Origin of the sequence: Amycolatopsis sp. NPDC059657 (assembly GCF_042734395.1) — a bacterium.
GTDB lineage: Bacteria > Actinomycetota > Actinomycetes > Mycobacteriales > Pseudonocardiaceae > Amycolatopsis.
Map to the genome: position 1 here is coordinate 75365 of NZ_JBHWEB010000011.1, position 12952 is coordinate 88316.

Genomic DNA, 12952 nt, shown 5'->3' on the forward strand with positions numbered 1-12952 from the left:
CTTGTGCATATCGGGTGGTCTAGACATCAACTCCACCAAGAGTGGAGCACCGCTGGTCAGGCGTCCGCAAAGTGCGGATCGCAAACACTCGTTACCCCGTTCGCGACTTTGAGACCCAACTCACACAGATACGTGAGTGGTCGTTGCAGGTTACTACCTGCCGATTGTTTTAGAGAGCCACGCACTCCACCCGCGTCACCAGAGACTCGCTACCTGGCCAACGATCGGCCGCAGAATGCACGTGCGTACCGACGGAACATGTTGGACTGCAAGAACAAGCACGTTGATCACAGCGGCTGAGGACTTCCCGCCCAGCGTGATCGCGACTGGCCCGAAACTGTTCGCCCGGGTGGTCACGCAGGTAGCCCTCGACCGTCCCGCGCAGGTCACCGGGTGCCAGTCGTGCCCTCTTCTCTCCCAGCACGTCCGCGTCATCTTCCACCCGATTGCCGCCGACGCGCCGCTGACGAGTTCACCGACCTCGGCGACACAACCCGCGCGCCCACGACAAGCAACCGTTGTCGGCGGCAAACTCCTCAGCTCCAGGCTGCGGCAAGCTCGTTCCTGTCGAGGAAGCGTGAGCCGGGGACGCTGTCGGTGATCTCTTCCCCGTTGAGCGAATAGAGCTCATAGACGTGGGTTTCGTTGTCGAGCAGGCAGCACACACCGCCGACTGCGGCGGTGAGACCGGTGAACAGTGACCTGATGGCGGCGGATCGTTCGAACAGAAGGCTCATGCCAGTAGTCGCCGCCGTGAACCGCATCGACGCATAGAGCGGGTGCAGCCCGGACGCGAAGTCGACCGAGAGGTAGACATAGCCCAGCGGCAATCGGCCATGCTCGTCGTACTCCCGGTGACAGCCGTCGTCGAAGAAGTCCCGCACATGGTCGTCCATGCCGATCATGACCGTAGTGTCGAGCTCGAATTCGCCACCCTCCGACCGGTCCACCGGGTCGCTCTTGAACCTCGATGTGAACGGCACATCGAGTCGTTCGCCGCCAGGCAACAGCAGCTCCAACGGCCGTGGCGTGTCCCGAGGCGGAGCGAGTGCGCTGTACGCGACGAGAGCCGTGCCGATGTTCTGTGGCGGCAGGTAGATCTCGTAGCTGTAGTCCAGTCCCATTGTGCCTCCCCTGAGGGGAAGCCTCGCAGACGAAGCCTTGGCAAGCTCGTGAATATTCGAGCTGCCAGTAGTCCCCGTAGGCGGCCAGATAATGTCCCTGCGGTCCTCTTATGCTTGTGAGCGATGAGCGACTACTCATGGCCGGATGATCCACAGCTCGACGACAGGGCACGCCGGGCGTGGCCTGCGACAGTCGCCGCCTCGCCCTTGGGAGCCTCTGTGACGGGTCAGGTCATCGCCCGTCAGCCGTTTGGGATCTTCATTCGCATAGACGGCGTGCCCGACGCCGTGGGTCTCATCGAAATCACTGCGATGCCGCGCGAACTGAAGCTGCCCGCCTTGGCAACCCACGTCAATGGTGAAGTGATCAGCCACGCTGAGCACAATCACCAAGTCAGAATCCTCCTCACCCACCAGCAGCCAGCTCTGGGCAGTACTCACAGCGGCACCTACCAAGCGAAGGTTCCGCGAGCAGAATTGGAGGCGAGATCTAGGTCAGTGCCAGGGTGTTCTTGCCCTGCTCGTAGGCCTTGGTGCTGGCGTCGAACGCCGCCGAGTCGCTCCCGCCCATGATCCGGAGCACAACAACACCATCGGCGTAGGGTACGGCCAGCATGCGGCTCTTACTCTGCCGGTCACCCCAGTTGCTCACGTAGTCGACCTAGGTAGCGGCGCCGGAACCGACGGATACCTGTTGATAGACCTTGTTTTCAGCGCCTGGACTCATCTCGACGAGCGGTTCCAGAGCTGCCTTCGGTTCGGTCACGCCGGGTACGCGATAGATACGTACGGAGCCGCTGTCCATCGTGGGGCCGACCAGCACCTCACAGAGCACATCACCCTGCCGTGTCTTCATCCTCTGCCGGACACCGTGCCAGCCGTCCAGCAGCTGGAAGGTGATCGGCATCGGGCAAGCCGAACCGGCCGGGCCGATCTCGTTCCCCTTCGGCTGGGGCCGCGGCTGCGCTCCGACATCCGAGCCGCACCCAGCGGCCAGCAGCACGGTCGTCAGCAACATGACCCCCTTGAGGGTCCCCCCAGCAGTCATTTGAGCAGAATAGATGCCGCGTCCACCGAATTGTGGAGCTTCGGCAGCCGGGCATCTAGCCCCTGCGTCCGACGAAGGAGGGCAGGTCTGTCGGATAAGTTCTGATCATGCATCGTTCGAGGGGACTCATTGCCGCCATGGGCCTGCTGGCCTGCGTCACCGCGTGCTCGGAGGGAACCACCGCGGCCCCGCCACCGGCGGGCACCACTCCAAGCAGCCCGCCGTCGTCGTCAGCGACCACGGCACCGACAACGCCGACCACGACCTCCGTGACCCGCCCGGCATCACCAGAGAAGCTGACCGAAGCCTGCGCGTTTCTCGGCGGCGAAGAACTCACCGCCGCACTGGGCGTGTCCCAGCGGATCCGCTCGCAGGAGGAGCCCGAGAAAAGCTTCGGAGTGGTCACCAACTTCCAGTGCTCGTACGGCGACCTGGCAGTCCTGACCATCAGCGCGGTGCCGGACGACGTCACCCCCAAGTCGCTGACCGAAGGCAAGCGCAAATCCTGCGCCGGCACCATCACCCCGCTGACAGCGGGCGCCGGTGGCTGGTTCTGCACGACACGCGACGGCTTCGCGAAGATCATCACCGGGAAGACCGGACACGGGCAGGTCCGCATACTCGAACTCAACCTCATCAAGCCGAGCGATCGCCCCGACGCCTACGAGACACTCGCGAAGCTGGTCGTCGACAGGCTCTAGTCCGGAATGCTCCGCGGCAGCCAACTGTTGCCGCGGAGCATCCACCGCCGTCCAACACCGGCACCACGCCGCCCGCAGCACTGCAGCGTCCCGATCAGCAGGCGCGCGTGCGCGGTCGGCAGCAGCCAAGCCGAGAACACGGACAGCCATCGGGATCTCGTCCGAGCAGACCGCTACCGCCGTCTGCCGCAGGCCTGCGTAGTCAAATTCCGCAACACCTGCGGCACCGTTCCCCACCCATGCAGTCCGGGTGTTAGGTGGGTAACCCTCGCTGCTCGAGGAGTCTCCTAGAAGCTCGGTGGTCCTTGGGTCGTCATGGCGCTTACGGTGCGCCGGCGAAGCAGGCCATAACCACTCGAACCTTCCTCATGTTCGTCAAGCCAGAGCAACATCTCCTTGCGCAGCGACGCGGCCCGGTTCGCGGGGTCTGCACGCGCTGCCTGGAGCGCCTGCACGGCGACGATGCCATCGGGCAGGATAATCGCGTCGGCACAGCCTAGAGTCGAGACGTCGTTCATAAGGCCACGCTGGGCGAGATACGGCACAAGCTGAAAGCCGAACGCGGGCTCCAGTCCATGCTCGGTGAGGTAAAGACTGATGTCAGCGAACTCGGGCTCCGCACCCGTGCTCACGGCATAGAGCCACTCCAGCAACCCGGATGCGCGTTATTCGATATTCGCTGTCATTACCTAGATCCTTTGCCGGAAGACTAACTACTACTCTGAACCGAGAACTCCCAGGTCTTCTCCTGACGCTGGCCGTTCTCGTTCTCCACGACGAACACGTACCGATAATGATGACCAGCCTTGATACCAAAGGTGAAATAGCCGTGTTCATTGTTGGAGCAGTCGTCCTGTTTCTGTGTCGCTTTGACGTCGTTGTCGTATTCGACGTACGTCAGGTAGCACGGTTTCAGCGAACCGCACGGACCGCTGGCCCACACGGTGACCTGAATGTTGGCCCGGAGGGCGACCACACGGGGTGCTACCCAGCTGTTGCTGCTGTCGTTGACGATGATCTCGAATGGCCCGTCGCATCCAGCACCTCGCGGAACACTCGACGGCCGGTTCGAAACAGGAACGCCGCCCTGACTACTGACCGCGGTCGAGGTGACGGAAGAAGGTGCCACGCTGCTCGAAACAGTGCTCTGCGACGTGGATGTCGCAGGTAAAGCCGCGGTAGTCGATCTCTCGGCCTCAGTGCGCGGCTCAGTGCCGTTTCCCGTCCACTGCGCGATGACTCCGCGACCTCCCACGAGAAAAGACACCACTAGACAGAGCACACCCAGGACCGCGATCCAACGGAGAGCCTTCGAAGACAACCTGTGTTCGCCACGAGACCGCGTGACTCCGACGAGATGGACCACCCCGCCACTCACGGCGAAAACGAGCAGCCCCACGCCGAAGATGAACACCGTGAGAGCCGTGGGATTGGACCAGTTCACCGCACGTCCTCCCTGCACTGCCGAGCCGGTTGGCTGTCACCAATAGCGCCAAGGTCGCGCCCGAAGCGCCTGGCGTTACACACCGAAACCCTCCGGCTCGCCTTCGAGACAACATCCGCACAAAAAACGCACAAGTAACTCACCAACCGGACGCGCCAGTTAAAAGACGGATACGCACATGCATTGATCCACACAGGTTCTTGCGGCTATCGCCGAAAGAAGGCAAGGTTGCAACGAAGACCGGGGAGGATAATGACAGCAACAACGGAAGCCGTAGACGTGGAGGGGCGTCCGCCCGCCACTCGAACGCAGCACGCCATCCGGTTGCTCGTTCTGCTCGCCGAATGTGGGGAACCAGCCACTGACGGCGACCCTGCGGGCGCGGTAAGGGCCATCCGAAGTGAACTGAAGCTGCAGGCCATGGACTTTTGGATGCGCAACCCCGACTACCTCGCTGACCAGTTGGTCAGCCTGGTCGAGACGGGCAAGATCGCCGACAGTTTCCTGGATACCGCTCGCTCGCTTTTGAAAGACCCCGAACCGGACCTACGGTGGTACCCGATGCCACGTTGGTTTTTCGGCGCGTACGAACAGCTCGACGACGCATTCGCTCTCCTGGAAACCTACGGTCTCGCGACCTTGAAGCGAACCGGTCAACCGGGGAAGAAGAGCCTGCGCAATCAGTTCTATCTGACGCAGTATGGCGCAAATGCGGCTGCCGAGCTTGCCACCGACCCCATCTTGGGCTGGTACACCAAGCAGGTGAAACTCGTGTCGATGGTAGCTGGTGATGACACTGGACAACGATTAAAAGACCGTCAATACGAGCAAGCCACCTACGCCAGTACAGAACTAGGTCTCGACATTGCTCCGATCGCACCGCGAGTACTCGAGCGCCTCGATGCCTTGCGAGTACTCGCATCAACTCAAGCCGACGGTGGAGGCCGATCGTGAGCGCTCTCGCGGAGGAGATCGTCAAGAACCTGGCAAAGCGGCAGGGTGAACGGCGACATGTACTGCCGGTCGGCACGGTGGACGAGGTTCTTGAGGATCTTGGCATCCCGACGCTGGCGACAAAGGCAGTTCCGGTAGCGCTGCGCGCCACTCGCATCCACTTCAGTGGCACTAAACGGCTCAGCCCGACACACCCTGACGCGAAAGGTTACGATGCCGAGACCGAGACTGGCGACGAGCCCGGCGCGCCCACTTCCACGGACGTAACCGACCACCGAGAAGGTTCCACGCCCGAGGTAGGGCTGGCGCGCGTTCCATTCAGTTTCGAGTGGAAGCCGCAGGCAGGCGTCAACGGCATCGGCTCCGGCCGGAACCTGCGCGGCAAGTCGACAGTGCTCAACGTACTGATGTGGTCGCTGACCGGGCGGTGCACACGGTTCCAGCCCGACGTCTTGCGATGGATCGAGCACGTCGAGGTCGACTGGACACTAGGCGCCGAACGGCTGCGCGTGTCTTTCGATGCGGCCGCTGGGTTGGCTAGGGGGCGCATCCTCAAATTCGATGACAGAGGCGGAGCCGGCAAGATCACCGTTCTCGGCGAGTTCAACGGCGAGGATTTCGAGGGCGTCATGGGTTCGCTGATGATGGCTCGGCTACGCCTCGAGCATATCCCGGTCTGGACTGACAAGAAGGCAAGCGTGCACGCCTGGCCGTCCTACTCCAGTTCGTTCGTCGTGCGCGCAAACCAGCTTGACCCGATCGTCGGGAACGAACAGACCATCGGTGTGCGCATGATGCAGATGTTCATCGGCACCGACTGGGCCCCCGCGCAGGCGTCCGCGATGACAGCGCGGCGGGGAATGGACAGCGAACGATCGGCAGCCAACGAGAAAGCCAACGCCGCTGGCGAGGCGGTCGCCGCAAGCCGACAGGCCGCGCAGGCGGTTGTCGACGCGGCGAAGACGAAGATCGCGGCGCTCCCCGCGGGAACACCTGACGTCTCGGAGATGCTGGGGTTCGCCACTCGTGCGTCCGACCTGTCACGACGGGTGCACATCCTCGAGGCCAGGCTCATCGCACAGTCGTCCCTCACCGAGACCACACGTCAACAGCTCAAAGCGATGAAGGCGCGCGCCCACACCGAGTTCGAGGACGCGCTCGCGACCAAGTTCTTTCACCGTATGCGTCCGACCGTGTGCCCGCGCTGCACCGCGGAGGTGACAGCCGAACGGCAGGCAGCCGAACCGGGCAAGCACGAATGCTCGGTCTGCGCGAGCGACCTCAACCTCGAGGCGCTCAACGCCGACATCATCGTCGCAGCGTCCGTGTCAGGGGACGTCGCATCGGCCCTCGTGGCGAAGACGGCAGGCGGCGAAGGGGAAGTAACCGAGCCTGACGATGGACCGGCCGACGAGATCGCCGCAGCCGAAGCCGCTCTGGCTGCGGCGAAAGCCAGCGAAGCCGCGCTGGTGGCCGAGCTCGGGGAACTGACCCGGCAGCGCGATGAGGCAGCGGCGAAAGCCGAGGCCGGCGGCGACATGCTCGCCGCAGCCGGAGTGCGCCGCGCTCTCGAACTCGAACTCGCGCGTGCCGAAGGCGGCCTCACGGCACTCACGCAGTCGAGCGACCCGAAAACGGTCGACCCCGTCGACCCGGCGCGGGCGGCGATCGCCGACGCTGCCGAACAGGTCTTGAAGAAGTGGGTGAAGGACGAGCAGGATCCGCTGCTGTTGAAGATCTCCGCCGACATCGAGCGACTTGCCGGAAGTTTCGGAGCCGACAATCTCAGCGACATCAGACTCGACGGCGCGGCGAACATGGCGCTGCGCAAGAACGGCGAACCGGCCACCTACTCCGGCATCACCGAAGGCGAAAAGCTACGCGTGAAGATCGCCACCGCGATCGCCTTGATCAAGCACGGCTACGCGGAGGGCATCGGACGGCACCCCGGCTTCCTTGTCTTGGACTCCCCTGCCGCCGAGGAGATGCCCGAGTCGGACCTCGCGACGATGGTCGAGGCGCTGCGGTCTGTCTCTGAGGAAGCCGACATGCAGATCTTCGTGGCGACCCGCAACGCCGCCCCGCTTGTCGAACTGCTCCCCGAGGCCAGCCGCGTGGTAGCAGAAGGCGACGACTACGTGTGGTGACCGGTGTCGCACGGCCCATCGGCGCCGGTGTCGACGCTCAACTACGCTCCGCTACCACACACTGGACCACGGAGAGGCCGTATGAGCAACGAACCATCGGTGAGCCTCACTGAAGGCATGGTGACGTTGCTGGCAGCGAACCCAGGCCAACCGCTTGGCGAGGATGCGCTCGCATCGCTCGGAGGTTGGGAACGCCTGGCCTCTGAAGGTAGCTCCATCTCAGACAGTCCCGTACTCGCCCAGTTCGTCCAGCTCGTCGTCAGGGAAACAGCGAACCACGGCAACCGCACCGATGCCTACTCCGACGCGGTACGGGCCGTCACAACCGCTGTCACGACGACCGAAAGCCCTGCCATTTTCGCCGACAGCCTGCACACGTTGCTCACCAGCCCTGCAGCCCTCACCATTGTCGGCCCGGATTTGGCCAGCTCTCTCGAGGGCATAGTCGATACGTTCCGAGCGCTCGAGGCCCCAGATGCCCGCGCCGCCCGGCGCGCGGCCGATGCACTCGAGGGGCTCACCCGCCTCAATCTGGCCGGCATCGGATCGTCGTTCGGGCTCCTCGCGGTTCTGGACCGTTTCAAGGCCCCGGTCCCGAAACCCCTCGGGACAGCGGTCATCCGATCTGTCGGTACTGCCGTCGATCACTGGCCGCACGCCGACGGCCTCGCCCACGTGGTCCGGCTCGTCGCGGGCATGGACCCGCCGACGGGCGAGGCCAGCGCCGACCCTGACCCTGAAGATGTCGCGTCCGACGCTTCGTGGGTCCTGGCAGGAGTCGAACTGGTCCGCGCTCTGCGCGCGTCCGACCTCTCGGTGCTGGCCGAACATCTGGCCGCGTCCGCGGAATATTTGGCAATCGCCCGCGACGCTTACGGACGCGAGGACGCCGGAGTACTGATCACTGTGGTCGAGATCCTCCGTGGCCTACTCCACGAGTCGGGCGTGGTGCCGAGCGTCACGGCGCTGGAAATGCCGCAGTTGGCCCCAGGGGCGCTGGACGATCTCGCCGAGCGCGTCGGTCGGATCAATGTCGCTTCGATCGGCCTGAACCACTGGTACGGCCGATCGAAGCGGGCGGCGCTTCTTGCCTGGAACCGGTTCGCGGAGGACCTACGGAGGCTGCGCCTGGAGTTCGCGCGCGACAGCTTCTACAAAGCCGAGGTTGTCGTCGACAGCCTGCTGCAGATCTATCTGGGTTCGCGGTCGGTCGAGGTCGTGCCCCGCGAAGAGGACGCCGACGGCCTGCTGAGGTTCGTGCAGCCGGTCATCGAGTCCGGCTTCGCGAGGACCGCCGGGCTGCTGAGCAACCTGGAGGATCACACCTGCGCTCTCGAAGAGCGAGTCGTGACCGCGACCGGCGATCAGCTCGATGCCCTCTCCGAGCAGCTCGAGGCAGCCCGCGCAGTCCTCACCGCGGCGAAAAAGCACGCGCTCGAAGGAAAATCCCAGGGAAAAGGCGGCGGCGGCACGGCGTCAACGCCGCTGCCGCCACCATTTGACCAACTCGTCCCCGCCGGATCCGGCGCGGCGGACGAACTCGGCACGTTGAGCGAATCGGCGCTGGCAGAACTCGCCAGGATCGTCGATGACGCCACCATCGGCAGGCGCAGCCTCAGCCTCGCCGAGAGCGCCGTGTACTCCTCGATCCGGGCGGCACTGGCAACGAGCCCGGACTACCGCGAGGAGACCGCGGCCGAGGTCGATCTCGTGGCCCGGCTCATCATCCGATTTGTCACAACACGAACCAATGCGCAATCCAACCTGTATCCCTACTTGTTCGACCCGAACGCCACCGAAGATGCCATCCACCTCGACCTGTTCAACTACCTCATGAGCAGCGAGCTCGGGTCCATCACGGAGTACGAGGTGCAACACGTCGGCGGTGGACGTATCGACCTTCGCCTGAAGTTCGACGGCTTCGCCATCCACATCGAGATGAAGGTCGACTCGACGAAAGTCCCGATGGCCAACAAGACCGCCTATCTCAAGCAAGCGGCGTCCTACCAAGGTACCGACATCCGAATTGGATTCCTTGTCGCCCTCCGGCACAAGGCATTCGATGCCTCAGGGCCACCGCCGCACTTGAGCACGCTCATCGGTCACACGGAGTTCGACATCAAGGGCGACCCGGCCCCTAGGCACATCATCACCGTGGCGGTGCCCGGCAGCCGCACCAAACCGTCGCGGATGAGATAGCTCGAGTACGCGGCGTCCGCACCAGCACCGACGGAAGTGCCTTGGTGAGCCAAACCGAACCCGGCACGACCCGGCGAGCGTTCCGCACAACTCATTAAGTGCGTGCTTAACACGGCATCTGCTCCGAAAGTACACCGGAAGCTCTAGCTATTGGTTCAATAAGCGGACCCCGCCCGCATAGTCGGCGAGGTTGAGCTGGTCGATGCGTACGAAAGTGCCGAAGTACGGTGCGTTGATCATTTGGCCGTTCCCAAGGTAGATCCCGACGTGATGGATATTGCCTGAACTGTAGAACACGAGATCAGCTGGGCGCAGCGCCCCGAGGCCTTGCTCTCGGGGTATCCGGGTTCCGGTGGTGAACTGGATTCTGCTGCTATGGGCGAGCGAGATTCCGACGCGTGCGTAGGCGTAGAGGGTGAGGCCGGAACAGTCGAAGCCTCCTCCGCTGGGTCCGTTGGCGGTGCCGCCGCCCCAGATGTAGGGCACGCCGCGTTGGGCCATCGCCGAGTCGATCACGGTCTTGGCCGCGCCGACAGCGTTCACGGCGATGCCGGGTTGCAGCTGGATAGCGTCGTAGCCGCGGATGTTGCCTATGACCTGCTCGACGTAGGCCGTGCTGCGGTTGTAGCCGTACACCGCGGCCCGGAGCTGCGCCTCGTCGCCAAGGTTCCGGGCGCCGGTTCCGCACAGGAGCGCGGCGGCGCCGAGTGCGGCGTCGAAGGCGTTGTGCGGGTTGCGCTGCCCGTCTCCGTTGCCGTCCTGGGCGACGGTGGCCCAGGTGGTGGTCAGGAACTGGAATGGGCCGACCGGGCGGGCGAAACTGCCGTCCGGATTGCGGATCGGGGTGCGGTTGCCCCCGACGCCGGATCCGTCGAGTAGCGGGCCCTGGATCGGCGGGCTGATGTCGCCGTTCGGCGCGATCGTGCGGCCGGCCGCGTGCCGGGATTCGACCTGCGCGATGCCGGCCAGGATGGACCAGCGCATGCCCTGACAGTGCGGGCGCACGGTCGTGATCTGTTCCGCGGCCCGGACGTAGGCAGCGAGCATGACGTCGGGGATTCCGGGAACATGACCGGGTACCGCCGCGGCCGATCCGCTGGCGCCGCCGACGACCACGACGATGACCACGACCAGCAAGACGACGACCGCGAGCGGCCCGAACGCCAAGAGCAAGGCGATGCACCCCCACCGGACCGGATGCTCGCGGACCTGTTCCCGGAGGCGTGAGGCCATTTGGATCGCGAGGATCGGGTTCATTCTCAGCTCCGGCGCGCGTGGTCGAGGCGCTCACGTAGGCGTTGCGCCAGCGGGCTGGGAGTGGGCAGCATGCCTGGTGGCAGCGGGCTCGGCGCTCCGCCGTCGACCGGTCCGTGCGGGGTGCCGGTGGCTCGAGGAGTCATGGCGTTCGAGGTCGGCGTGAGTGTGGCGATGCGTGCCGCGGCAGGGCTGGGGGCAGGCCCGCGGCTTCTCGAACCCGGTGATCGGCTGCCGAGCGCGCGGGTAGCCAAGCTCAAGGCGGGCGCCGCGCCGGTGATCTTGCCGAGGTTTCCGGCGTAGGTGGACGCGTACTGCTTCGCCGCGCCGACTTTGGTACCCAGGGCGCTCTTCGCGGCAGCGCTCTTGCTGGTCAGCGCGGTCTGCGCGCGCTTGGCGGCGGCTGGCCAGGACACCGGGGCGCCGGCGGTGTAGGCGAGTGCCTTGCCCCCGATCTTGCCGCCCGCTTTGCCTGCGGCGAGGACTTTGTCCTTGAGCTGCTGAGCGGGAGCCAGTGACTCGGTGAACGCGGTAGCGCCCGCTTTCATCGTCCGCCCGATCCGGCCCGGGCCCGGTGGCACGACGGGCTGGGGCAATGCCTTTGGCGCGGTGCTGCGGCGGCCGAGGCGTTGAAGGCTGTTGCTGACCTTGGCGCGCATCTGCTGCATGTTCGCGGCCAGACGTTTGCGGAACAGGAAGCCGGAGAACACGACCAGGTCGATCACGGCGAACCGCACCACCTGTGGCCCGAGGTCGGCGACCAGCAGCGACCGCATCAAGACTGTCATGACCGCGACGAAGAACATCGCCATCAGCAACCGCGCGACCGTCGCGGCGATCGAGCTGACCCGGTAGGCAAGCTGGTGCTGCCAGGCCGGGACCATCGCGGCGATCAGCGCGAGCCCGAGCAGCAGTCCGTCGAACAGCAGGAAGTAGCCCGCGAGGATCTGGATGGAGTTCAGGCAGACCGTCAAGATCGCGAACAGCAGCATCGCCAGGGCATAGAGCCAGGCGCCGAGGGCGCGGTCGACGTCGGCGACCTCGTTGTACTTGCCGTAGTCATCTGGGCAGTGGTCGAGTTCGCGGGCTTTCGTGCTGTTGTCCTTGTCCGACCACGGTCCTTGGTCGAGGACCTTCTTCACCGAGTACTGGCAGCCGTCGTCGACGTTCTTGTTGCCGGTGATCGGGCCGCCGTAGTTCAGCGTCTCCCACGGCGTGATGAGCAGGGTGTCGATCAGGGATTGGCCGATCGGCGCGGCCGGGTTGCCGGTGCCGCCGGGGTGCTGGCCCATGATCACGGCGGTGACGTCGGCGCCGAGGTCGCGGCTGAGGCTCAGGACGCCGTCGTCGCCGACGAGGAAGTCCACCGGGTGCGTGATGACGGCGATGGCGAGCACGTTCACCGCGATCGTCGAGATCGTTTCGCGCCAGGCGCGGGTGGTGAAGCCGCGGACGAACAGCATGCCCAGGTAGCAGGTGGCCAGGAGCAATGCGAGTTGACGGAGTTTGAGGCCGCCAATGAGGTCGGCCTGCCAGATCTGCTCCAAGCGCTGGGCGGGGGCTTTGATCCAGTCGACAACCTTGGTCGACATCGACCATTCGATGAACCACACCGAGAACCCGAGCGCGTACTTGCCCACCGAGAACCCCATGTTCGCCAGCCACAACCAGATCGTCGGCCCGACGTTGGTGAGCACCGACGGCAGATTCGCGAACAGATCGTAGTTGTGCAGATCCCGGCCATAGCCGTCGCTGATCGAGAAGATGCCGGACATGCTGTGCCCCAACGAAGTGCCCGGTAGGATCGGGATCGGCGGCGGGCTGCCCGGATCGGCGGGATCCGGCGGCGGTGTCGGCGTCGGATCGGGCAGTGTCAGGCACAACGGGAACGGCTCGCACGAGTGCGGCAATGTTTGAGCCGCGGCGGAACCGGCACTGGCGGCCAGACCGAGCAGCGCCGCAACAGCCAGTGTCACCACATAGGTGGAGGTTCTCGCGAACGCGGTCATGGATGTCCCTTTGCGACGATGCGGAAAACGCGCTGTCGCTCAAGACATGCACTCGCCAATGGGGATTTGATT

Annotated in this window: 12 protein-coding genes; 4 read left to right on the plus strand and 8 right to left on the minus strand. The window is 64.7% G+C overall.

Going from position 1 to position 12952, the window contains the following annotated elements; all coding sequences use genetic code 11:
• Positions 1-536: 536 nt before the first annotated feature.
• The 4 genes from ACFV15_RS08640 to ACFV15_RS08655 all read right to left on the minus strand — a co-directional run bounded on the left by ACFV15_RS08640 (position 537) and on the right by ACFV15_RS08655 (position 2172).
• Complete coding sequence (locus ACFV15_RS08640; protein ID WP_378349577.1) at positions 537-1124, minus strand: hypothetical protein; 588 nt, start codon at positions 1122-1124, stop codon at positions 537-539.
• Positions 1125-1259: 135 nt separating this feature from the next.
• The gene (locus tag ACFV15_RS08645) at positions 1260-1565 is read right to left on the minus strand and encodes a hypothetical protein (RefSeq protein WP_378349578.1); all 306 of its coding nucleotides are present in this window, start codon (positions 1563-1565) and stop codon (positions 1260-1262) included.
• Positions 1566-1614: 49 nt separating this feature from the next.
• Positions 1615-1740, minus strand: coding sequence for a hypothetical protein (locus ACFV15_RS08650; RefSeq protein WP_378349579.1), 126 nt, complete (start codon positions 1738-1740; stop codon positions 1615-1617).
• Positions 1741-1785: 45 nt separating this feature from the next.
• On the minus strand, positions 1786-2172 hold the full coding sequence (locus tag ACFV15_RS08655; RefSeq protein ID WP_378349580.1) for a lipoprotein: 387 nt from the start codon (positions 2170-2172) through the stop codon (positions 1786-1788).
• Between the two features lie 107 nt (positions 2173-2279).
• On the opposite strand from ACFV15_RS08655, the gene ACFV15_RS08660 reads away from it, so the two are divergent.
• The gene (locus tag ACFV15_RS08660; protein WP_378349581.1) at positions 2280-2873 is read left to right on the plus strand and encodes a hypothetical protein; all 594 of its coding nucleotides are present in this window, start codon (positions 2280-2282) and stop codon (positions 2871-2873) included.
• 287 nt (positions 2874-3160) lie between these two features.
• Here the strand turns inward: ACFV15_RS08660 and ACFV15_RS08665 are convergent, their stop codons facing one another.
• Positions 3161-3505, minus strand: coding sequence for a hypothetical protein (locus ACFV15_RS08665; RefSeq protein WP_378349582.1), 345 nt, complete (start codon positions 3503-3505; stop codon positions 3161-3163).
• 77 nt (positions 3506-3582) lie between these two features.
• Positions 3583-4317, minus strand: coding sequence for a hypothetical protein (locus ACFV15_RS08670; RefSeq protein ID WP_378349583.1), 735 nt, complete (start codon positions 4315-4317; stop codon positions 3583-3585).
• Between the two features lie 252 nt (positions 4318-4569).
• Between ACFV15_RS08670 and ACFV15_RS08675 the strand changes: the two genes are divergently transcribed.
• The 3 genes from ACFV15_RS08675 to ACFV15_RS08685 all read left to right on the plus strand — a co-directional run bounded on the left by ACFV15_RS08675 (position 4570) and on the right by ACFV15_RS08685 (position 9617).
• Positions 4570-5271: a hypothetical protein gene (locus ACFV15_RS08675; RefSeq protein WP_378349584.1), complete on the plus strand. Its 702-nt coding sequence runs from the start codon at positions 4570-4572 to the stop codon at positions 5269-5271.
• Entirely contained in the window at positions 5268-7418 is a 2151-nt protein-coding gene (locus ACFV15_RS08680) for a hypothetical protein (protein WP_378349585.1), read from the plus strand. Before ACFV15_RS08675 ends, ACFV15_RS08680 begins: the two co-directional genes overlap by 4 nt.
• An 81-nt stretch (positions 7419-7499) precedes the next feature.
• A complete protein-coding gene (locus tag ACFV15_RS08685) occupies positions 7500-9617 on the plus strand; it encodes a hypothetical protein (RefSeq protein WP_378349586.1) in 2118 nt (705 codons plus the stop codon).
• Positions 9618-9764: 147 nt separating this feature from the next.
• On the opposite strand, the gene ACFV15_RS08690 is transcribed toward ACFV15_RS08685, so the two are convergent.
• Both ACFV15_RS08690 and ACFV15_RS08695 read right to left on the minus strand, forming a co-directional pair.
• Positions 9765-10874, minus strand: a complete 1110-nt coding sequence (locus ACFV15_RS08690) for an NlpC/P60 family protein (RefSeq protein ID WP_378349587.1) — start codon at positions 10872-10874, stop codon at positions 9765-9767.
• 2 nt (positions 10875-10876) lie between these two features.
• Entirely contained in the window at positions 10877-12880 is a 2004-nt protein-coding gene (locus ACFV15_RS08695; RefSeq protein WP_378349588.1) for a hypothetical protein, read from the minus strand.
• Between the last annotated feature and the right edge of the window lie 72 nt (positions 12881-12952).

Excerpts from the sequence above, each read along its gene's own strand:
- ACFV15_RS08640 (WP_378349577.1), bottom strand. The coding sequence starts at position 1,124 with ATGGGACTGGACTACAGCTACGAGATCTACCTGCCGCCACAGAACATC.
- ACFV15_RS08650 (WP_378349579.1), bottom strand. The coding sequence starts at position 1,740 with ATGCTGGCCGTACCCTACGCCGATGGTGTTGTTGTGCTCCGGATCATG.
- ACFV15_RS08655 (WP_378349580.1), bottom strand. The coding sequence starts at position 2,172 with ATGACTGCTGGGGGGACCCTCAAGGGGGTCATGTTGCTGACGACCGTG.
- ACFV15_RS08660 (WP_378349581.1), top strand. The coding sequence starts at position 2,280 with ATGCATCGTTCGAGGGGACTCATTGCCGCCATGGGCCTGCTGGCCTGC.
- ACFV15_RS08675 (WP_378349584.1), top strand. The coding sequence starts at position 4,570 with ATGACAGCAACAACGGAAGCCGTAGACGTGGAGGGGCGTCCGCCCGCC.
- ACFV15_RS08685 (WP_378349586.1), top strand. The coding sequence starts at position 7,500 with ATGAGCAACGAACCATCGGTGAGCCTCACTGAAGGCATGGTGACGTTG.
- ACFV15_RS08690 (WP_378349587.1), bottom strand. The coding sequence starts at position 10,874 with ATGAACCCGATCCTCGCGATCCAAATGGCCTCACGCCTCCGGGAACAG.
- ACFV15_RS08695 (WP_378349588.1), bottom strand. The coding sequence starts at position 12,880 with ATGACCGCGTTCGCGAGAACCTCCACCTATGTGGTGACACTGGCTGTT.